This window comes from Kitasatospora sp. NPDC001539 (assembly GCF_040298565.1).
GTDB lineage: Bacteria > Actinomycetota > Actinomycetes > Streptomycetales > Streptomycetaceae > Kitasatospora.
Genome location: NZ_JBEPAK010000081.1, coordinates 1 through 18,356, shown reverse-complemented (window position 1 = coordinate 18,356; position 18,356 = coordinate 1). Strand labels below are relative to the sequence as shown.

General features: G+C 69.7%; 23 protein-coding genes, 1 tRNA gene and 1 pseudogene. 3 read left to right on the top strand and 22 right to left on the bottom strand.

Going from position 1 to position 18,356, the window contains the following annotated elements; translation table 11 throughout:
- Positions 1-19 precede the first annotated feature (19 nt).
- Positions 20-247, bottom strand: coding sequence for an FmdB family zinc ribbon protein (locus tag ABT247_RS15335; RefSeq protein WP_350742886.1), 228 nt, complete (start codon positions 245-247; stop codon positions 20-22).
- A gap of 57 nt (positions 248-304) precedes the next feature.
- Positions 305-1,630, bottom strand: a complete 1,326-nt coding sequence (locus tag ABT247_RS15330) for a coiled-coil domain-containing protein (RefSeq protein ID WP_350742884.1) — start codon at positions 1,628-1,630, stop codon at positions 305-307.
- 265 nt (positions 1,631-1,895) lie between these two features.
- On the opposite strand from ABT247_RS15330, the gene ABT247_RS15325 reads away from it, so the two are divergent.
- Positions 1,896-1,967 (top strand) — tRNA-Val (locus ABT247_RS15325).
- On the opposite strand, the gene ABT247_RS15320 is transcribed toward ABT247_RS15325, so the two are convergent.
- The 16 genes from ABT247_RS15320 to ABT247_RS15245 all read right to left on the bottom strand — a co-directional run bounded on the left by ABT247_RS15320 (position 1,927) and on the right by ABT247_RS15245 (position 12,164).
- Complete coding sequence (locus ABT247_RS15320) at positions 1,927-3,285, bottom strand: restriction endonuclease (RefSeq protein ID WP_350742912.1); 1,359 nt, start codon at positions 3,283-3,285, stop codon at positions 1,927-1,929. The two genes, ABT247_RS15325 and ABT247_RS15320, sit on opposite strands and share 41 nt — an antisense overlap.
- A 160-nt stretch (positions 3,286-3,445) precedes the next feature.
- Positions 3,446-4,594 carry a tyrosine-type recombinase/integrase gene (locus tag ABT247_RS15315; RefSeq protein WP_350742882.1) on the bottom strand — a complete coding sequence of 383 codons (1,149 nt, stop codon included), beginning with the start codon at positions 4,592-4,594 and terminating at the stop codon, positions 3,446-3,448.
- Positions 4,594-4,818 (bottom strand): helix-turn-helix domain-containing protein, encoded by a 225-nt coding sequence (locus ABT247_RS15310; protein ID WP_350742880.1) that lies wholly within the window; start codon positions 4,816-4,818, stop codon positions 4,594-4,596. The genes ABT247_RS15315 and ABT247_RS15310 overlap by 1 nt, the downstream gene beginning before the upstream one ends.
- Complete coding sequence (locus ABT247_RS15305; RefSeq protein ID WP_350742878.1) at positions 4,811-6,151, bottom strand: replication initiator; 1,341 nt, start codon at positions 6,149-6,151, stop codon at positions 4,811-4,813. Before ABT247_RS15305 ends, ABT247_RS15310 begins: the two co-directional genes overlap by 8 nt.
- On the bottom strand, positions 6,148-6,738 hold the full coding sequence (locus ABT247_RS15300) for an SAM-dependent methyltransferase (protein WP_350742904.1): 591 nt from the start codon (positions 6,736-6,738) through the stop codon (positions 6,148-6,150). Before ABT247_RS15300 ends, ABT247_RS15305 begins: the two co-directional genes overlap by 4 nt.
- Positions 6,739-6,874: 136 nt before the next feature.
- Positions 6,875-7,042 (bottom strand): hypothetical protein, encoded by a 168-nt coding sequence (locus ABT247_RS15295; protein ID WP_350742876.1) that lies wholly within the window; start codon positions 7,040-7,042, stop codon positions 6,875-6,877.
- Between the two features lie 3 nt (positions 7,043-7,045).
- On the bottom strand, positions 7,046-7,231 hold the full coding sequence (locus tag ABT247_RS15290; protein WP_350742874.1) for a hypothetical protein: 186 nt from the start codon (positions 7,229-7,231) through the stop codon (positions 7,046-7,048).
- 284 nt (positions 7,232-7,515) lie between these two features.
- The gene (locus ABT247_RS15285; RefSeq protein WP_350742872.1) at positions 7,516-8,064 is read right to left on the bottom strand and encodes a GGDEF domain-containing protein; all 549 of its coding nucleotides are present in this window, start codon (positions 8,062-8,064) and stop codon (positions 7,516-7,518) included.
- 85 nt (positions 8,065-8,149) lie between these two features.
- Positions 8,150-8,680: a DUF6197 family protein gene (locus ABT247_RS15280; RefSeq protein ID WP_350742870.1), complete on the bottom strand. Its 531-nt coding sequence runs from the start codon at positions 8,678-8,680 to the stop codon at positions 8,150-8,152.
- Between the two features lie 23 nt (positions 8,681-8,703).
- Positions 8,704-8,901 (bottom strand): hypothetical protein, encoded by a 198-nt coding sequence (locus tag ABT247_RS15275; RefSeq protein WP_350742868.1) that lies wholly within the window; start codon positions 8,899-8,901, stop codon positions 8,704-8,706.
- Positions 8,902-8,913: 12 nt separating this feature from the next.
- Positions 8,914-9,636 carry a DUF2637 domain-containing protein gene (locus ABT247_RS15270; protein ID WP_350742866.1) on the bottom strand — a complete coding sequence of 241 codons (723 nt, stop codon included), beginning with the start codon at positions 9,634-9,636 and terminating at the stop codon, positions 8,914-8,916.
- A gap of 11 nt (positions 9,637-9,647) precedes the next feature.
- Entirely contained in the window at positions 9,648-9,860 is a 213-nt protein-coding gene (locus tag ABT247_RS15265; protein WP_350742864.1) for a hypothetical protein, read from the bottom strand.
- A 72-nt stretch (positions 9,861-9,932) separates the two neighbouring features.
- On the bottom strand, positions 9,933-10,106 hold the full coding sequence (locus ABT247_RS15260; RefSeq protein WP_350742862.1) for a hypothetical protein: 174 nt from the start codon (positions 10,104-10,106) through the stop codon (positions 9,933-9,935).
- A 5-nt stretch (positions 10,107-10,111) separates the two neighbouring features.
- On the bottom strand, positions 10,112-10,324 hold the full coding sequence (locus tag ABT247_RS15255) for a hypothetical protein (protein WP_350742860.1): 213 nt from the start codon (positions 10,322-10,324) through the stop codon (positions 10,112-10,114).
- An 83-nt stretch (positions 10,325-10,407) separates the two neighbouring features.
- Positions 10,408-11,805: an FtsK/SpoIIIE domain-containing protein gene (locus tag ABT247_RS15250; protein WP_350742858.1), complete on the bottom strand. Its 1,398-nt coding sequence runs from the start codon at positions 11,803-11,805 to the stop codon at positions 10,408-10,410.
- 5 nt (positions 11,806-11,810) lie between these two features.
- Entirely contained in the window at positions 11,811-12,164 is a 354-nt protein-coding gene (locus ABT247_RS15245) for an SCO3933 family regulatory protein (RefSeq protein ID WP_350742856.1), read from the bottom strand.
- A 218-nt stretch (positions 12,165-12,382) separates the two neighbouring features.
- Here ABT247_RS15245 and ABT247_RS15240 point away from each other — a divergent pair, with 218 nt between their 5' ends.
- On the top strand, positions 12,383-13,171 hold the full coding sequence (locus ABT247_RS15240; protein ID WP_350742902.1) for a GntR family transcriptional regulator: 789 nt from the start codon (positions 12,383-12,385) through the stop codon (positions 13,169-13,171).
- A gap of 2 nt (positions 13,172-13,173) precedes the next feature.
- Positions 13,174-13,932, top strand: coding sequence for a glycosyltransferase family 2 protein (locus ABT247_RS15235; protein ID WP_350742854.1), 759 nt, complete (start codon positions 13,174-13,176; stop codon positions 13,930-13,932).
- Between the two features lie 60 nt (positions 13,933-13,992).
- On the opposite strand, the gene ABT247_RS15230 is transcribed toward ABT247_RS15235, so the two are convergent.
- The 4 genes and pseudogenes from ABT247_RS15230 to ABT247_RS15215 form a co-directional block, all read right to left on the bottom strand.
- Positions 13,993-14,544, bottom strand: a complete 552-nt coding sequence (locus ABT247_RS15230) for a hypothetical protein (RefSeq protein WP_350742852.1) — start codon at positions 14,542-14,544, stop codon at positions 13,993-13,995.
- 711 nt (positions 14,545-15,255) lie between these two features.
- Positions 15,256-16,455 (bottom strand): hypothetical protein, encoded by a 1,200-nt coding sequence (locus tag ABT247_RS15225; protein WP_350742850.1) that lies wholly within the window; start codon positions 16,453-16,455, stop codon positions 15,256-15,258.
- Positions 16,456-16,465: 10 nt separating this feature from the next.
- Positions 16,466-16,957 (bottom strand): DUF4365 domain-containing protein, encoded by a 492-nt coding sequence (locus ABT247_RS15220; protein WP_350742848.1) that lies wholly within the window; start codon positions 16,955-16,957, stop codon positions 16,466-16,468.
- Between the two features lie 629 nt (positions 16,958-17,586).
- A pseudogene (locus ABT247_RS15215) lies at positions 17,587-17,875 on the bottom strand (tyrosine-type recombinase/integrase); the annotation flags it as partial.
- Positions 17,876-18,356 lie beyond the last annotated feature (481 nt).

Sequence of the window (18,356 nt, the reverse complement as noted above, 5' to 3'; positions counted from 1 at the left end):
GTAGCCGCAGCAGCCGCCGCTAGCCGCAGCAACCGCCGCCGCAGCAGCCGCCCCCGGAACCCTGCTGCGGCGCGCGGCTGGCCGCTCCGGCGGCTCCGGCGGCTCCCGTCACGGCGACGGTGGACAGCAGCTTCACGGTGTCCTGGTGGCCCTCCGGGCAGACGGCGGGGTCGTTGGCCTGCGCCATCGGACGGCGGAGCTCGAAGGTGGCGCCGCAGGAGCGGCAGCGGAAGTCGTAGCGTGGCATACCGGCAGGGTACCGAGGACCGCACGGCCGGCGGCACCGGTGGAGGGGATGCTCCCGCTACCGGTGGCCGAGATCGCCGCGGATCATGCCGATCACCTGGGCTGCCGTGTCCCGTACCGCCGCCAGCTCGGTCAGGAAGTGCCAGTAGTCGGGGTGCCGACCGGCCGCCTGCAGGGTCGCCACCGCCTGGTCCAACCGGGCCACCGCCTGGTCCAGCGGGGCGGCGTGCCGCGGGTCCGGCGCGCTGCGGCCGGCCATCGCCAGGCGCTGCGCGTCCCGGAGGGCGAAGCGGGCCCGCTCGATCTCCCGGTTGGGGTCGTGCTGCACCTCGTTCAGCTGCCGCAGCCGGTCGTTCACGGCGAGCACCGAGCCGTCCGCGGTCTCCAGCAGCGCGCGCACCGTACCGATCGCGGCCGTGGCGTCCGCCCAGCGCTGCTCGTCCCGGGCCCGCGCGGCCTCGGCGAGCTTCTGCCCGGCGGCGCGACCGGTCTCGGCGACCTGCGCGGGCACCCGCTGGAGGTCCTGCCAGCAGGCCGTGCTGAACCGGCGGCGCAGCTCGCTCAGCGCCGGCTCCACCGTCTCGGCCTTGGTCTCCAGCGCCTGGAGGCGGGTCCGCAGGCTGGACACCCGCCGGTCGAGCTCCCGGGCCCGCTCCGGCAACTGCGCGGCGTCGGCGCTCACCGCCTCGGCGCGCCGACGCACGTCGTCGGCGCGGCGCAGCGTGGCCGCCACGCCGTGCCGGGCCGGACCCTCGTTCAACCGCGCCAGCTCCGGCGCGAGCTCGGCCAGCCGGGCCGCCAGGTCGTCCGCCCGCAGCCCGGCGCCCCGCACCTCGTCCAGGACGGTGGTGGCCTGCAGCAGCGCGCGCTTGGCCTGCTCGACGGCCGGGGTGACGCGCATCAACTGCTGCTCGGCGTGCTGGAGGGTCGGCTGCAGACGGCGCAGGAAGTCGTTCAGCTCGGCGCGGGCGGCGCCCAGCTGGCCCCTCACGTCCTCCAACTGGCGCCGGGCCCGGGCGGCGGAACCGGCGTCCAGGGCCTCGCTGTCGAGGTCCTGGGCGTCCAGGGCGGCCAGGTAGTTCACGGTGACCTGCTCCACCCGGCCGGAGATCGCCGGCAGCTCGGCCAGCGCCCGCTGCGCCGACCCGTCCTCCTCGGCGGCGCGCACGGTCTCCACCGCGAGCTTCACTTCGCGCTGCGTCTCCTCCAGCTCGTAGAACGCCTCCTGCGCCGCGGCCCGGGCCTCCTTGGCCTCCGCCCGCACCCCCTCACCGCCACGCCGACCCCACCAGCCGCCGCTGCCGGCCGACGCCACCGCGACCGCCCCCAACGCGCCCGCCAGCACCACCGGCACCACCAGCGCGTCCCCGACGGCCCCCGCCACCCCACGCCGCCCCCGCCGCCCGCTCCCGCCGGCCACCGCCACTGCGCGCTCCCTGCTCCGACCTACCGCCGTACCCGCTGATCCGCGCCCATTCTCCCCGATCCACCCGCCCCACGGGCACCCCGGGCCTCCACCTCCCCCCGGCCGCCACCTCTCCGCCCTCCCCCACCCCCTCCCCACGCCGCGCCCCGGCCCACTGCGCTCACCACCCCCCGGGACCAGGTACCCTAGGCACTCGTCGTGCGCCCGGTCGGGCCACGGCAGGGGGCGCGTAGCTCAGTGGTAGAGCGCTGCTCTTACAAAGCAGATGTCGGCGGTTCGAAACCGTCCGCGCCCACAGCAAAGAAGGGCCAGTTCGGAGGCTTGATCCTCCCGAACTGGCCCTTGATCGTTTCGGGAGCCGACTCGTCCCGTGCCACCCGCGTGCCAGATACCGGCGCAGGGAAGCGCTGAGCCAGCCAGGACTCGACAGCCGCCTTGGACGTGTAGCCGTGCTGCCGAAGCAGGTCGACGATGTCACGGCCACAGATCAGAACCACCGGGTGCTGATCGTCACGGATCTCCTCCTGCATCTGCCGGTTGAAGAACGACGTTGTGACGAGGACCCCGAAGTTCCGGTGCCGGAGCCGGGAGATCAACCGACTCCCCTCCTTGACCCCGACCGACTGATCCGGCGACTTGCACTTGGCTTCAAGCGCGAAGTCGATCGCGATCCGGTCCGCGGGAGGGCCCAGGTGGTATTGGCCGACCGCATCCCGGCCCCCGTCGCGGCTCCGGCGGGTCACCTCGACCTGCCCGGTCGCCGGCGCGAGCAGGCGCCACAGCTCCACAGCGCACGGCTCGAAGTCGTGTTCCCTGCCGCGGAAGTGTTCCCGGACGGCAGCCAAGATCTCTTGGGATTCCAGGTCGGACGGCAACTGCTCTGCCTGGCTGCGGATGACGGTTGTGGCGGGAGCTGCGAGTGCCATGTAGGAACGGGCCTCGACCCATGTACGCCAAGCCTCTGGGCAGCCGCCTTCCAGGGCGTCACCGCCGTCCAGCACGTGCTCAATCCAGGTGCGCGGGATCACAGCCTGGTCTAGCACGGTGAAACGCGCCCGGTAGTTCTGGAACCGTCGGCCGTTGGTGGTGCGCCAGATTGCGGCCAGCTCATCGTCCGAGGTTAGGGCAGGGCCACCAGGTGCGAGCAGCCCACGAAACCGGACGCCGCGGCCGGTGGCGCCAGCCTTCTCGAAGAGCAGGAACGGGGGTATCCGGCGGCGGGCGTTAGGCCCCTCATGCGAGGCAGCGAAGACATCGCGCAGCAGGAGGTTCCCGCGGCGGGGAGTCTTGTGCATCTCGTGGCCAGGGGTCCGGTTGTCACCGAAGTAGGTGAAGCCGCCAGTCTGCGGGTCGAGGGCATCCGGCCAGTCAGGCTGCCGTCCGGTCGTGTAGAGGACCACGAGGCGCACGGACTGTTCCTGCGGTGACCCTGCGGGCCTGAAGCCGCCTTGGTTGCCGACCCCCGGGATGAGCTTGTTGATCGGGTCATCTGAGCTGTTGCCCCTCGTGCCGCCGGGGTAGAACGCATCGAGATGGAGGTCGACCCCGGACAGGTCTGCGAAGGCAGCGGCAGGTTGTTCGGTCTGGGGCGAGCGTATGGCGGAGGCGGGCACGTGATCAGGCTCCGTTCTGCTGAGCTTGCAGTACGCATGTGCGAATTGGAGTCTCTCGCGAGCGTGATCACACGAGGCCACCGGGGTCGTCACCGGTCCTGGCAAGCAGCAGCGCAGCCGGTCCGGAGAAGCGTCGGACCGGCTGTCTGAGCTGTTGAAGCTATTGATCGGAATCCGCGGCCGTGTCGTCGCGCTGTAGCGCCTGGCGGACGGCTTCGCCCATTCGGTCGGCGATCGCCCGGTCGCGGTCGCTGGTCATGTGCTGGTAGATCAGCGCGGCTCGGGTACTGCTGTGGCCCATCCTGGTCATGAGCTCGCGGGTGCTGGCGCCGTTCTGCGAGGCGAGGGTGTTCCCGGTGTGGCGGAGGTCGTGGAAGTGGGCGTCCTCGCTCACTCCAGCGGCAGTACGGGCCTTGATCCAGTCGTCGCGGAAGTTGCTCCGGCGGAGCTTGCCGCCACGGGAGCCGATGAACAGGTGCCCGTCCGGGCCGGGACCGGCGTACCGGTCGAGGTGGTGTTCCAGGTCGCTCACAATCTCGGCCGGGAAGGCGACGGGACGGAAGCCCGCGCGGCTCTTGGGAGCCTTGTCGTAGAGGCGCCCGCTGTTGAGCTCCGCCTGATTGCGCTGCACCCGGACGAGCCGGTTCGTCAGGTCGACGTCCCGCCGGCGGAGTGCGGCCAGCTCGCCGAACCGCAGTGTGGTGAATGCGGTCAGCAGCACCAGAGCCCGCCAGCGCGGACCGATCGCGTCGGCAACGGCGAACACCTCGGTCACCGTGAGCACGGGCCGCTCCGGTACGTCGTAGGTGTCGGCTCCCTTGATCCGGCACGGGTTGCGCTGGATCAGCTCGTCGTCCACGGCGGTGTTCATGATGGCCCGCAGCAGCTGGTACGCCTTGACGACGGAGGGCTCGCCGGCGCCGCCGTCGAGGAGGTCTGACCGCCAGGTGCGGACGCGCGCCGGGGTGATCTCGGAGATCATCCGGTGGCCCAACCTGGGCTGGATGTACTGGCGGAGCGTGATGGCGTACCGCTCGCGCGTGCTCTCCTCCAACTTGCGGTCCCGCAGCCAGGCGACGGCGAAGTCGGACAGCTTGACCTTCCCGGCGTCCGGATCGGCCCACTTGTCGCGCTTGATGTCGGCCTCGATCAGCGTGAGCGCGATGTCGGCGTCCGTCTTGGTGGGGTAAGTCTTCTCACCGGGCCGCATCAGGCCGGTGACCGGGTCGGGGTAACGGATCTGCCACCGACCGGAGGGGAGTTGGCGGACCGAGCCGAAGCGGCGGCGGTTGCCCCTGGAGTTGGCCATCATGCCACCTTCCGATTCGGGCGACGGCGGGCGGTCACCGGCTGTACGGTCCGTTCGGCGATGAACGCGTCGACGGCCGAGGCCGGGATGCGCACGTGGTGGCCGATCTTGACGTAGGCGATGCGGCGCTCAGCGATGAGCCGGCGGGGGAAGCGCTCCCCGCTGGTCTTCCAGGTGCCGAGCAGCTCGGCTACCTCTGCGGCGGTCAACAGGCGTTCAGCCATGGGTCGGTTCTCCTTCCGTGCCGGGTGCAGGTTGTAGTGCTTGGGTGAGCCAGGCTTCGCCGCGGGTGAGCCCGAGGCCGGCGAAGACCCAGTGGGCGACGACGAGCGTCGATTCCTCGGCGGCCGGGGCGTCGGGGCCGTGAAGGCGTTCGAGCGTCTGGGCGCGGCGCCAGGCGGTACGGGCATCGCGGAGCGCGCCGAGGGTGGTCGAGTACTTGTGGGTCTTGGTGGAGAAGTGGCCGCGGAAGCCGAGCATGTGGGCCCAGGCGCGGAGGCGGAGTTCCGCCAGTTCGGGGCGGGCGCCGAGGTTCCAGCAGGTGCGGATGAGCCGGCGGGCGTGCTCGGGGATGTCGTGTTGGGCGATCTCGGCGAGCAGCCGTATGGGGCGGTCCAGGGTGCCGGTGGCGGCTTCGGCGCCCTTGGTCGCGTACTTGGCGATGTAGGCGGCGACGGCCCGCTCGGTGATCTGCACAGGGCCGGCGAAGTCGGCGTTACGGATCGTCCGGATGTCGAGCTGCCGACCGAAGGCGAAGCGGTGCTGTCGGCCGTCGACCAGAGGACCGGGGATGTCGGCCCGGTGGGCGGCGGCGCGGATGGCATCGGTGAGCAGGTCGGCGGTTGCCCAGGTCGGCGGGGGCGTGTCGCCGCCTTCGGGGCCGTCGAGGCGGATGACAGCGTGGAAGTGGATCGCACCGCGCTTCTGGTACTCGGCGACCTTGCCGAACGAGATCCGGGCGATGTCCTTGAAGGCGCGCTGCGACAGCCCGGCCCGCTTGGCGACCTCTCGGCGCAGGTGGATCGTGAACCGGGCCCAGATCTTGCCCGCGTGGGCGTTCCACAGGACGGCGCCCTGGTAGTCGTACGTCTCGGGGTCGAGCGGCGAGCCGAGCAGCGGGTCGTCGGCCGGGTGGGCGGCGCCGCAGCGGCAGGTGCTGGAACCGGGCCGGTTGTGGACGGGGCCGAAGCCGGGCGCGGTGAAGGTGGCGAACACCCGGGGGTGCGCGGAGACGGTCTCCGGGGTGCCCTTGCCGCCGACGAGTCCGGCGGTGATCAGGTGGTAGGTGTCGCGGCGATACGTTTCGGCGCAGGACGGGCAGCGGGTGACGCGGCGGTTGCCGCAGCGCAGCAGCAGGTTCCCGGCGGGCAGATCGGCGGACTCCAGGTGATGGAGGACCTGTCCGGTGGCCTCGTTGATCTCGGTCCGCCAGCCGTCGAGGCGGACGGGCGAGGTGCAGCCGGCGAGACCGGAGAGCTGCCGCATGAGGGCGGGCATGGTGCCGAGCTGGGCGAGGCCGAGGAGATCGGCGACCGGGGCGGAGGTAATGGCGGTCATGCGGCCACCGCCGTTCGGAAGGTGCCCAGGTAGGCGTTCGCGACGTGGGCGGTGTAGGCCGGGGGGATGGCTTCGCGCAGGCCGTCGCGGGTGGCCCAGGGCATGCCCATCACGTCGCGTGCGAGGGGGACGTTCGAGAAGTTGCCGACGATGTGCATGAACTCGCCGTCCCGCACCGGGCGGCCCATCTTGGCGTTCGGGGCCAGGTGGCGCGGGTGGTGCATGGCCGGGACGGGGAACGAGGTCTCGAAGAGCCTGTGGCGGTAGGTGCGCAGGCTGAACATGGACCCGCACAGCTCGACCGGGTCCAGGAGCGGGGCGCCGGGGACGTTCTCGATGACGTACGGGCGACCGGTGACGATGAGGAGTTCGCGCAGCGGCTCGACCAGGTCGGGGTGGTCGTTGCCCCGGATCTTCTGGGCGTTGGTGTAGCGCTGGCACGGCGGAGACGCGTGGATCAGATCGAACTCGGTGCCGTGGTCGGCGAGGTAGGCCAGGGCGTCGGCCTGGTGGAAGGCGAAGGGGTAGCGGGGCTGCGGGGCGGTGTCGATGCCGGTGACGTCGAACCCGGCGAGGTAGTAGCCCATGCCCGCGCCTCCCTGGCAGCAGAAGAGGTCGAGGACGCGAAGGCCGTTGGCGGGCCGGGCGGAGAGCTGGTGGATCACGGGGGGTTCACCTCCTGTGAGGGGCCCCGGAGCGGGTGCAGACTCCGGGGTGGGCGGGTCAGGACTGGTCGGCGGGCTTCTGGTGGCGGTCGTTCCACTCCTCGGCGCAGACCTTGTGGACGGGCTTGCCGCGGTCGGAGCGCAGGTTGGTGGGCTTGTCGCAGACGCCGCAGGGGGCGGGCTTCGGGACCCAGTGCTTGGAGTCGCGCCAGTCCAGGAGGGCCATCTGTCAGGCCGCCTTGGCGGTGGTGGCCAGCGGGCGGGTGACGGTGCCGGTGCCGTCGCAGGTGGGGCAGTTGACCGGGACGGTGTGGAGGGAGCCGTCGCGGAGGCGGACGCCGGTGGCGATGTGCGCCGTGGCGTGACCCGAGCAGTTCGGGCAGATGCGGGTCGGGGCGTGGTTGTGCTGCGGCATGATGGAGGTCTCCTTCGTGGGCTTCGGTTCGGGAAGGGGTTGCGGTCTCGGGGCGGCGGGATGCTTGGCGGCGTGTTGCCGCCCCGAGGCCGGTCTTGCTTGTCGGTGGTGCGAGTTACGGTCCTGCCGTGCGGCCGGCTTCCGAGGAATCCAGCTCTGTAGAGCAGCTGCCTCCCCGGCCTTGTCAGGGGGTGGCCCGGAGTCAGCCCCGGGACCTAACCGGCGGTCGGGCTTTGCCGAGGGCCAAGAGGAACGCCTGCCAGCGCCGGCCGCACACCTTGGAGCTAGCGGCGGCGGGAGGTACGGCCGTCGCGCTTGTGCGAGTACATGTCCCGGTCGGCGGAGGCGAGCGCGTCCGTGAGCGAGACGACCGGCAGCTCGGCGATGGGGCAGATGCCCACCGAGGCGGAGGCCGGGAGCATGGAGCCGGCGTACGGGACCGGCTGGTTGAGGGTCGCGCGGAGTCCGGGCAGACGCGCGGGGGCGTCCAGGACGACGGCAGCGAACTCGTCCCCGCCGAGGCGGGCCGCGATGCCGGTGCGGCCGCACCAGGCGGACAGGCGGTCGGCGGTGGCGGTGATGACCGCATCGCCGGCGGCGTGGCCGTAGGTGTCGTTGGTGGCCTTGAAGTCGTCCAGGTCGATCAGCAGCACCGAGGTGCGGCCCGGACGGCGCTGGGTCAGCCGGTGGGCGCGGGCGGTGAAGCCGTCGCGGGTGTGGAGCCCGGTGAGCGGGTCGCGGCGGGCGGTGGCGAGGCGCTGGCTCAGCCAGGCGCCGTGGGTGGTCCATCCGATCAGCGGGACAGCGGCGGCAAAGGCCGTGGGCAGATCCATCTGCAGTCCTTCGTGATGGGTGTGATGGGGGTTGCGATCTCCGGGGCGGCGGGATGCTGGCGGCGTGTTGGCCGTCCCGGGGAGGTCAGAGGCCGAGGTGCTGGGCGCGGGCGGCGGCCCGGTCGAGCAGCTGGTGGATATCGGCCTGGCGGGTGGTGGGGCGGTCGTTGTACTCGTCCGGGGAGTGGACGGGGCGGCCGGTGGCGTGGAGGATCTCCATGAGCTGCACCCGGGCGGTCGTGACGGTGGCCGGGGTGCCGTAGCCGTGGGCGAGGACGGCAGCCTGAGCGCCGAGGAGGCAGACGCGGCCGGCGGAGTCCCACATGGCGCCCTGGAGCCAGCCGAATGCGTCGATGTACCGGGAGGTGAGCCGGAGGTGGCCGGCGGCGCTCACCGGGACCGGGCGGGCCGGGCGGTGGGTGAGCCGGTCGAGGAGCGTGAGCCGGGGCGCCGGGTAGCCGGCGTTCCAGGGCTGGAGGGTGGAGCCGAGCGGCGAGACGTACGGGACCGTGATGCGGGCCGGGGCGGGCAGCGAGGCAAGGTACTCCTCGATCTCGGCGACGAGGCCGGAACCGTCGACGGTGACCAGGGGCGGCAGGCGGACGGTGGTCTTCATGGACAACTCTCCTTTCGGGCTTGCTACTTGTCAGAGGTCTTGTTGATGACGCTCACGCCGTCATGGGTCGTGTTGTCGATCAACGGGGCGGCGGCGGTGTCGGCGAGGTAGAAGCCGAGGAGGACGAGCGCTGCGACGGCCCACCAGCGCAGTCGGAGGTGCCGGACGATGAGCCAGGCGACGATCGCGAGGACGACGATGAACGGGAGCTGGATGTTCACCAGGTGAGCCCTTCAGGCGAGTTCGGCGGCGAGCGCCGAGGCGAGCGGGTCTTTGACGCCGAGCAGGGTTCGGAGCGTGACGGCGTCGATCGGGGTGCCGGTGCGGTTGCGGTGGTCGTCGGCGACCTTGCGGGCGTGGTCGAGGAGGAAGGCCGGGACCGGGACCGTGGGCGCCGGGGCCGCGCCGGGGACCGAAGTCGGCGCCGGGGCGGGAGCCTGTTCGATCGCCGGGACAGCCGCGGGCGGTTCGACGGGCGTCGACTCGATGACCGGTTCGGTGATCGGCTCGGCGGCCGGGACGTAGAGCGGCTGGGCGTCGTCGGTCTCGGTGTCGTCCGGTTCGAGTTCCGCGACCGGGGTTTCGTCGACGGGCGTGGCGGTCGAGTGGGCGAGCAGGGTGCCGCCGAGGAAGGCGGCGGCGGGCCAGCCGGCGACCAGGACGCGGAGCCAGGCCGGGGCGTTGCCGAGGTCGAGCAGTCCGGCGGTGCCGACGTTGGCGCCGAGCGAGGCGGCCAGGGCGATGACGAACCAGCACCAGGCGAGCCGGCGGGCGGTGCCGGAGCGCATCCGGCGCCAGGCGGCGACGAGCAGGAGGTCGACGGACACCGGGTAGGCCCAGGACTTCCAACCGGTCTGGCCGGCGGCGTCGGCGAGGTCGTGCAGGTGGGCGAAGGAGAGGGCGGCGGCGATCACCGCCTGTGCCAGTACGGCGTCCAGCTTGGGGAGTCGGCGCATGGCGAGGCCCGTCAGAGCTGGTTCTTGTTGAGGGCGAAGAACAGGACCGCGCCGCCGGTCAGGGCGGGCTGGTGTCGCGTCAGCTGGGTGATCGCCAGGTGGAAGATGTCGGCGCGGGTCATCCCGGGCGTGGGGTCGATGGTGTCGGAGAAGGTGCCGAGGGCGGTCTCCCCGTGCGTGGTCTTCTGCATCGTGAGGATGCAGTGGTACGTGTCCGGCTTCATGACTTGTCTCCTGTGTGGAGTGCGGACCGGGCGGCGATGTGATGGTCGACCGCCCGTCCCGGCGAGGTCGGGTTACGCGAGAGCGGTGCCAGTGCCGAGGCAGTCGAGGCAGGTGGCCTCCTGCTCGGCGATTCGGCGGCGGCGCGCGCCCCGGCCGGCGTACACGGCCTCGGTGATCTGGCCGGTGCCCTTGCAGGGCTCGCAGGGCGTCGGCTTCGGTGTCGCGGTGCGCTTGCGGGCGGCCACCGGGGTCACTCGCTGTTGCGGTGGGCGCGGTCGGCGGCGGCGCGGGCCTCGTGGGCGACCTGGGCGGCGTCGCGGTCGTCCGGGTTGGCCTCGGCGATGCGCTCCAGCAGATCGGCCTTCTCGGCGAGCAGCGGACCCTTGTCGGAGTCGCTGTTGCGGGAGGCCTTGAGGTGGCCGAGGAAAGCGCCGATCTCGGAGATGGACGGCTTGCGGGACACGGGCGGATCTCCTCCGGATTGAGGCAAGGCGGGGGTAAGGAATTGGCGCGAGACTGCCGCGCCAGCAGTTGGGTGCGGTGTCGCTACTTGCTGAGCGGGACCGTGGCGAGGTCCGGCGGCGTCGACGGCGCCGGCGGGATGACGGCCGGGTTGGCGACCTGCGGGCGGAAGGCCGCCAAGCGGTCCAGGTCGGGCGTCAGGTGCGCGAACTCTGCGCAGCGCTCGGCGACTTCGGTGAGCGAGCGGTACGGCGTGCGGATCTGGAACCACATGCCGGAGGTGTCGCCGGCGACGGCGGTGCCGGGCATGTCCGGGCTGATCTGGGTGGAGGCCGCGACGGCGGCGTCGGAGATGTCCCCGAGCCCCATCTTGGCCGTCTCCAGGTCGTTGACCCGGTGGACGGTGCGGCCGGTGAGCTGGGAGCGGAGCAGGGTCGCGCCCTTGCCCAGCTCCGAGCCGAAGCGCTGACCGGCGATCTCCAGGTAGATGCCGGCGGCGCGGGCGAGTTGGGCGAGCCGGATGAGCGCGGTGACGATCTGGTTCCGCCGCTCCTCATCGGCCCTGCTGGCCACGAGGAATAGTTCGGCGATCTCGTCCACCAGGACGACGATCGGCACCGGCCGGATCTTCTCGGGCAGACCCCATATGTCCGCAGTCAGGTCCTCTGCCGCGACCGATCCGGGAACGCCCTGGTGGTCGCGGATGAGGTCGTACCGGTCGTCCATCTCGACCAGCAGCGCGAGCAGCAGTCCGAGCGCTTCGCTCTGGTCGGTGGCCAGCGCGGACAGACGCGGCGCGAAGGGGCGCTGTTCGACACCGCGCTTGCAGTCGATCCCGACCAGGGCAACCGGTTGCGGGGCGAGGCCGTGAACGAGGTTGCGGGTGAACATCGACTTGCCGGACTGGTTGGCGCCGAGGTTCAGCCCGTTCGGAGCCTGTCGGTAGTCCCGGTGGTGCACGGTGCCATCGGCCCGCAGCGCGACCGGGACCCGCAGCAGCTCACGGGACTTGGCCGTGGCCCGGCGCGGCATGCGCACGTTGCGCAGCACGTCGAACCCGACTATCCGCAGTTCCACCACCCCGGGCTTGACCTCCGACACGTGGACCGCGTGGACCTCCCAGGCGTGCCGCAGCCGCTCGGCCGCGTCGGCCATGTCCTTCGTCTGCTGGCCCCGGGCGAGCCGAAGCCGAACCCGAAGGCCGGTCGAACTCACCTGCATGCTGCGAATCTTCGGCATCGCGGGCTTGGCCGGCCGGTTGGTGGCGGAGGAGGCCATGGCGCGCCAGAACGAGGGCTCTACGGTCAGCCCGCAGGCCTCCATGACGTTCTCGTAGTCGTGCCGGATGCGGTGGATGGTCAGCGGGATTCCGACCGTCGCCCAGTACGTCCGGGGCATCTTGGCCCTGGCGTAGAGGGCGCCGGAGCCGAGGATCGCGGCGGGAGCGCCGAGCTCCAGGAGCGCCGCCGTCAGGTTGTTCACGGCGATCAGGAGTTCGCGCCCGCGAGGACCGGGGCGGCGACCGTCACGGCGTCGGCCCGGAAGGCGATGCCGGAGCGCTTCTGGCCGTTGAACTCGTTCTCCCACGGCCGGGCGATGAGCCGGGTGAGGGTGACCAGCATGCCCGGCGCCAGGCCCTCCGGGATGCCGGGCTGCGGCACGGTCAGGGACAGGATGTCGGCCTCACCGTTGGCCACGAACGTGACGTCCAGGGTCACCAGCGGCGCGCCGGTCTCGGCGTCCATGGCCATCTCGCCGGTGCGGCGGTCCTTGAGCTTCGGGCGGGGCGCCTGGGCGACCATCACCAGCGCGGCGGTCGTGTCGACGGGGATGAAGCGCATGAGCTGGGCTCCTTCGTCTGGCACCGAGGGATTCGTCGTCCTCGGAGCAGCCTCACCACGGCAGATGCCGGGCGTCATCAGCACCTCCTGAGATCTTGTCTTCAAGTCCTCATTAGGAGTTGCTGTGGTGAAAACTATGACGGCTCCTCAGCTAGTCGTCAACATCTCTTTAGGACTTAGGATGGGCGCGAGACCACGACAGGACGGTGACCAGCACCATGGCCAACCAGTACGAGCGGATCGCTGCCGATATCCGGCGCCAGATCGAGGCCGGCGAGCTGGGCCCGGGCGACCGGCTGCCCGCAGAAACGGCGCTCGCCGATCAGTACCGGGTGAGCGTGCCGACCGTCCGGCAGGGCGTTGGGGTGCTTGCGGCCGAGGGGCTGGTCGAGAAGCAGCACGGCCGGGGCACCTTCGTCCGCCGGCAGCCGATCCCGGCCAAGCGGGACAACCTGCGTCACCAGTGGGAGAAGGACCGCGCCCGCCAGTCTCAGGCGGAGCGGCAGAAGACCGGAGCCACCGAGCACGACACCGGGCTCACGGTGAATGACTTGGTGTTCAACGCCAAGTACGAGCAGGTTCCGGCCGACACGGATCTTGCTGCTGAGTTCGGCGTTCCCGAAGGCACCATGCTTCTGCAGCGCACCTACCGCACCCGCCACAGCGAGGAGCATGCGCCGTTCAACGTGGCCCGGTCGTACCTGCTCCTGGACCTGATTTGCGGGAACCCGGATCTGCTCCGCGAGGACCTGGAGCCGTGGCCAGGTGGGACGCAGAACCAGCTGTTCACCGTCGGCATCGAGCTGGACCGCATCGTGGAGACCTTCCGGGCCCGGCCGCCGACGCCTGAGGAGACAGAAGAACTCGGCCTGCCGGTGGGTGTGTCAGTGATCGTTCTCCGGAAGACTTCCATCGACACGACGGACCGCGTGGTGGAAGTCGCCGACGTAGTGCTGCCCGGTGACCGCACCGAGATGGTCTACACGACCAAGCTGAACAGGTGGTGAGCATGACCAATCTCGTAACCGTGATCACGGCCGTCTACGGGCCGAGCGCCGAGTACCTGGCGGACGCCTACAAGTCGCTGCTCGGTCAGGATCTCCCGGACGGCTGGGACTGGCAGTGGGTAATCCAGCAGGACGGTGAGACGGACGACGTGGCCCCGCACGTGCCGGACGACGCTCGGATCAGCTTCGGTCAGGGTCGGCACGGACGGGCGGGCATGGCGCGGACCATGGGGCTCTCCAGGGCCACCGGGCAGTTCGTGAAGGTGCTTGACGCCGACGACCAGCTGCCCGCGGGCACGCTCGCCCGTGATGTTGCGGTTCTGACCAGTCGACCGGACGTGGCGTGGACGACATCACGTGTACTCGACCTCCTCCCGGACGGCAGCACGGTCGGCTTCGACCAGGACCCGCCGGCGGGGCCGATCGAGCGGGGCGAGGTGCTGTCGCACTGGAAGGCCCATAACTTCCGCGCCCAGGTGCACCCGGCGACGCTGTGCGTTCGGCGGGACCTGCTGCTCGCACTCGGTGGATGGATGGCGCTTCCGGCCTCCGAGGACACCGGGCTGTTGATGTCGCTCAACGCGGTCAGCCGTGGGTGGTTCATCGAGGAGACCGGACTCCTGTACCGGAAGTGGCCGGGGCAGAGCACCCACCAGGCGGCGCACAACCAAGAGGTCGAGCGCTCGGCCCGCATGGGAGTCATCCAGGCCCGGGCGGAGTCGCTGCTGGCAATGGAGAACTGGCGGCTCGACGCGGCCTGAGCACAACCACTCGCAGACGGCCCCGGCAGTGTGAGCGTCGGGGCCGTTCGGCTGCCCGAATCAGGCCCGGTCGGCGGCCTCATCCGTGTTCCGGGCGCCGGGTAGCAGAAGCCCGCGGGCGGTGTGCTGTTCTCCCTCGAACCGGCCCCGAACGCCGAGGTCTGCGCGGGCGGCTTCATGGAACCGGTTGATCGCCTTGAACGCCTCGGTGTGCAGCGCACGCCAGTCCGCGAGAGTGCCGTCGACCAGGCCCCGAGCCTGCCAGCCGATCGCGGCGAGAGTCTCCTGAACGCCATGGGCCGCTTCGATCACCTCATCCCCGGCGAGCAACATGATCCGCTCGAACGCCATCGCCTGCGCTCCGCCGGCCTCGGTCAGCTCCAGCGACAACTCATGCTCTGAGCGGGGCATCTCCCGGATCTCCTCCCGCACCTCGTACAGGAGCACCGCAATGTGGATCGAGGTCCGGACCCGTCCGACGTAGTCCGCGTACGCGTCGAGCTTCTTCTCGTCCCAGCGAAGCCGCAGACCGTCCTTGCGCTTGCTGCGTTCCATCAGGTGGTTCGTCGCGTAGGTGGTCAACCCGCCGAGCACGACAGCGGCGATGGTCACTAGCTGGGTGATCGTATCCATGGCCCCCGCACCGAGGATGTGAACAGCAGTCAGTTCAGAGCCTGCCGATCATAGGCGTCCGGCGAGCCTGGAGGCAGAGCGCGGCGGGGGCGCAGGAGGAGACGGGAGTGCGTAAAAACCTTCTCTACGGGTTCAAGGCGCCTCGCTCCGCTCGGCGGGGAGGTGGGCGGAGCCCAACGGGAAGGCACATCACGGCGGATCAGAGATCCGGCGACGATTCCCGGCCTCCTGAACTACTCAAGAGCAGCCTCACACAAGGTTCGGGGTGCCGCGCAAAGCGCGGGCGGCGCCGGCCTTCCTCCGGCGCGCGCCCCGCCTCCTGTCTGCGCCCCGGCTGGGGCTTCGCCCTCGTCGGCCGCCGCCCGATGGGCGGAATGCTAAGGCCGGGGCGGTACGGACAGGACAAGACTTCCCCCGCAGCGGAGGAGGGTGCGCCGGTGCAACTCAGAACGAACCCCGCCGGGGCTGGGGGCGGGCGGCTCCACGGTTTTACCCACCTCCCCGGACAGGGACCCGCGTCGAGCAAGACCGGGGGGCCACTCGGCCAAATTGCGGTCAGGCCCAAAGAGCCCTGACCGAGTCGCAACAGCTTACGGCCCCCCGATCATGCTCGACCCCAGACCGGACAGGACACCGGCCAAAACCGCTCCACCGCCCCGAAGCTAATGTCCGCAGAGGCGGTGGCAGGTATCAGAACATTCCCAGCTGTCCCGGGATTTCTTCCTTCTTAGAGCGCCGGTATGTCTCGTACTCATCCAGCGGGCCAAGAGTGCGAATCACCGTGGCATCGTAGAGCCAGCTGAGGTTTCCTTCCTTTTCGAGGCGTCCGCCTACGAGGATCGCTAGATCCTCCTCGTGGGCCCTAATGGCCTCGTGGTAGTCCTCCTCGTCGGCCAGCCTGACGCGAACCTTCCTGGGGCCGGAAGACTGAAGCGAGTCGATTCCGAAGACGCCTGCGCTCCCAGCCTCTTTTTTGGCCAGGATGTGAACTCTCCCCGCGACCGTGACTTGCGACGAGGCTTGATCTTCCGCCAGGCGGACTGCGGCTTGGGTTAGCGGAGTGACGTCGGACGCGTGGAAGGTGAAGTGGCTCTCAACCCCACTTGGCGGTCGGGCTTGATCCCATTCGATAGTTATATCGGCTTCGTCCGAGTTGGCGGCAATGCCGAGGATGGCGTTCGTCATTTCATATGAGACACCGTCTACAACTCCGCTCTCAAATCCGGAGAGTGAACCGCTTGAGCGGTAGTGATCAAGGGCCTCAAGTGTCGCTCCTACGGCATGCGCTACGGCCTCGTTCACCGTCCTGACCTGTGTCGATCCAAGATCCAACGCGCTGGCGAATGGATCGGAAGATGACTTGAGGGGAATGGGGACATCGGGCGGAGCGAGCGCCGTGACGATGTAGCTTCCCGGTGCCGTTTGGCCCATCAGGATCTGGTCGAGGTAGCGGCTGGCAAAGCGGCCATGCCTATTTACGAAATGGCGCTGAGGTCCGAGGTAATACTTTGCTCCGGCAAGCAGCGTTCGCCGTGCGCTCTCGATTAGCCGCTCGCCCTGGCGCCATGAAATTAGGCCGCTCGGGGCACTCGACTCTTTCCGGAATCGAAACTCATCGGTAGAAGCCAGCGCAAGTCGTGGATAGAGTGCCCGCGTCCAGAAGTCCCTACGTTGTGCCAGTTGGAGCAATGCAGAATGCATCAAGTGTAGGTAATCGGGAGCGGTCTGATTCAAGGGGATTAGGACGCTAGGGAGAGGCTCGATGCCGATCTCCCCTGGCGGAGGGGCATAGCGCGTGTAAATTCCCTCTCGTCCGCCAGCTGCATGCCAGCCGAGGTCGCCAAGAATTGTTAGAAGCCGCACTGGATCGACGTTGCTAGGGATGGTCACGCCATTGGTTTCATCCATCAAGCGACTCACCCCTGTCCTGCCTTTCCATGATTCTTATCAGGGTCTCAGCGTCGAACACGTTCTCTGTGGGTACGTCAATAACCGGCTTGACTAGCGGCGAGGTTTGACCCTCCAGATGCACCCAGTAGCACTCGCGCCTGACCAGTAGCCCACCGTCTACCACCTTGGTCCACTCAAGCTGCTCGACAGGCACTGTCATAACGATGAGGATCTTCTGGGGGTACGACCGCGCCATCGCCAGGCTCTCAAAGTACTCGCGCTTGGAGAAGCGGTACTGGAACGACTTCGCATTCCGGTCGGGGGTGACCTGTGTGGTGCACTTCAACTGAGCGAAGAGCATGCTCTCCTGCTCCAGATGCGTGCGCGGCGGCCGGATGAACTGAACATCTACGCCGAAGGTGTCCTTGCTCAGCACTTCGGCTGAGCAGCCAGCGGTGGCGGCCACGCTGGAGACATACCCCTCTTGGAGCTGTTCCATCATCTTCGTGACGGTGCGAGGGTCTACGGCCCTGATGCGCTGCGTGCGGGACTTGCTGTCCCCGTCCGCCCCGGGCGAACCCCCCATGCGATGCACCCTTCATGCGCCTGCGCAGAAGAGTAGATCATCTGACTTCCCCTGGGGAGGGGCTCTCGTCATTGCCATAATCGAACACTAGACCTAGTCGCTGACAATCGTCTGCCGAATGCGCGATGAGCGGATGGCGCCAGCGGGCCGTGGGGCGGCCAGAACTGGCAGGTCATGGGTTCAGAGGGGAGGGCGCGGCTCGTGATCCGGACCAGTGGTGGATCATGGGCGGGTGCCGCAAACCGGCAGGAGGTCACGAGTGGTTACCCAGTGATCTGTAATCTGCCAGTAGCCGCACCACGTCCGGGCCGTGCCACAGACGTGCCAGATCGGGCGGTACGTAGCGGTCAGTCGCGGGTGCCGACGGTGCGGTGGCCGGGGAACGGGCAGGCCGGGCGCGGAGCAGGTCAGAGCGGGTGGCGCACGCCAAGCCTTACAAAGCAGATGTCGGCGGTTCGAAACCGTCCGCGCCCACCAGCCAAAACGCCCCGCAGCGATCACGCTGCGGGGCGTTTGACTGCACTGATTGACGGCAACCGCTGATGTCAGTCGGTCTTGCGGCGCCTCTTGAGCAAGCGGTCCATGTGCCCGAGAGCCTCGCGCCGGGTCTCCTCCGAGACGTGCGTGTAGACGTTCATCGTCACGGCGACCTGGGAGCGCCCCGGGATCTCCATCATTACCCGCGGGGCGACTCCGGCCGCGAAGAGGATCGTCGCGCAGCCGTGCCGCGTGTCGTGGAGGCGGATGCGCGTCAGACCAGCGTCGGCCCGATCCGCTCGAAGGACCGGCTGTGGTTCCGGGCTCGATCGGCCGACAGGTCCGCGTGGTGAACACTCACTCCCGACCGGCGTCCTCCCGCTGCTTGCTCGGCGACCGCCGGAGGGCAGAAGCCGAGGATGATGTGCGCCTGCCGTATCAGGGTGTTCAGGCTGTCGACTTGCTCAAGTCCGGCCTGCCCGGCCCGGGCCACAGTGGCCGCGCTCCGGCCCGCCGGACACCAGAGGACCCGCGCCGCGTTCGGCCGGGCGCAAGCTGCGACCGCCGCACCCATGCTGCCGGGGTGGAGATGACGCCGACGATCGGCTTGATGGTCATCGCGTGCTCTCCGGTCGTGCGAGCAGGTAGTCCATCGCGTCTACGACGGTGGGCGAGATGTGAGTCCAGGTGTGGCCAGGCGTTGCCAACCGAGACCCAGACTGATCGTAGGCCAGTGGCGCTGGTGAGCTTCCCCCGTTGAGCGGGAGGTGGTGATTACCTGGTCAGGATGGGTTCAGGCAGTTCGACGGTCACTGGTTCGGCCGTCGCCTGGTTGGCG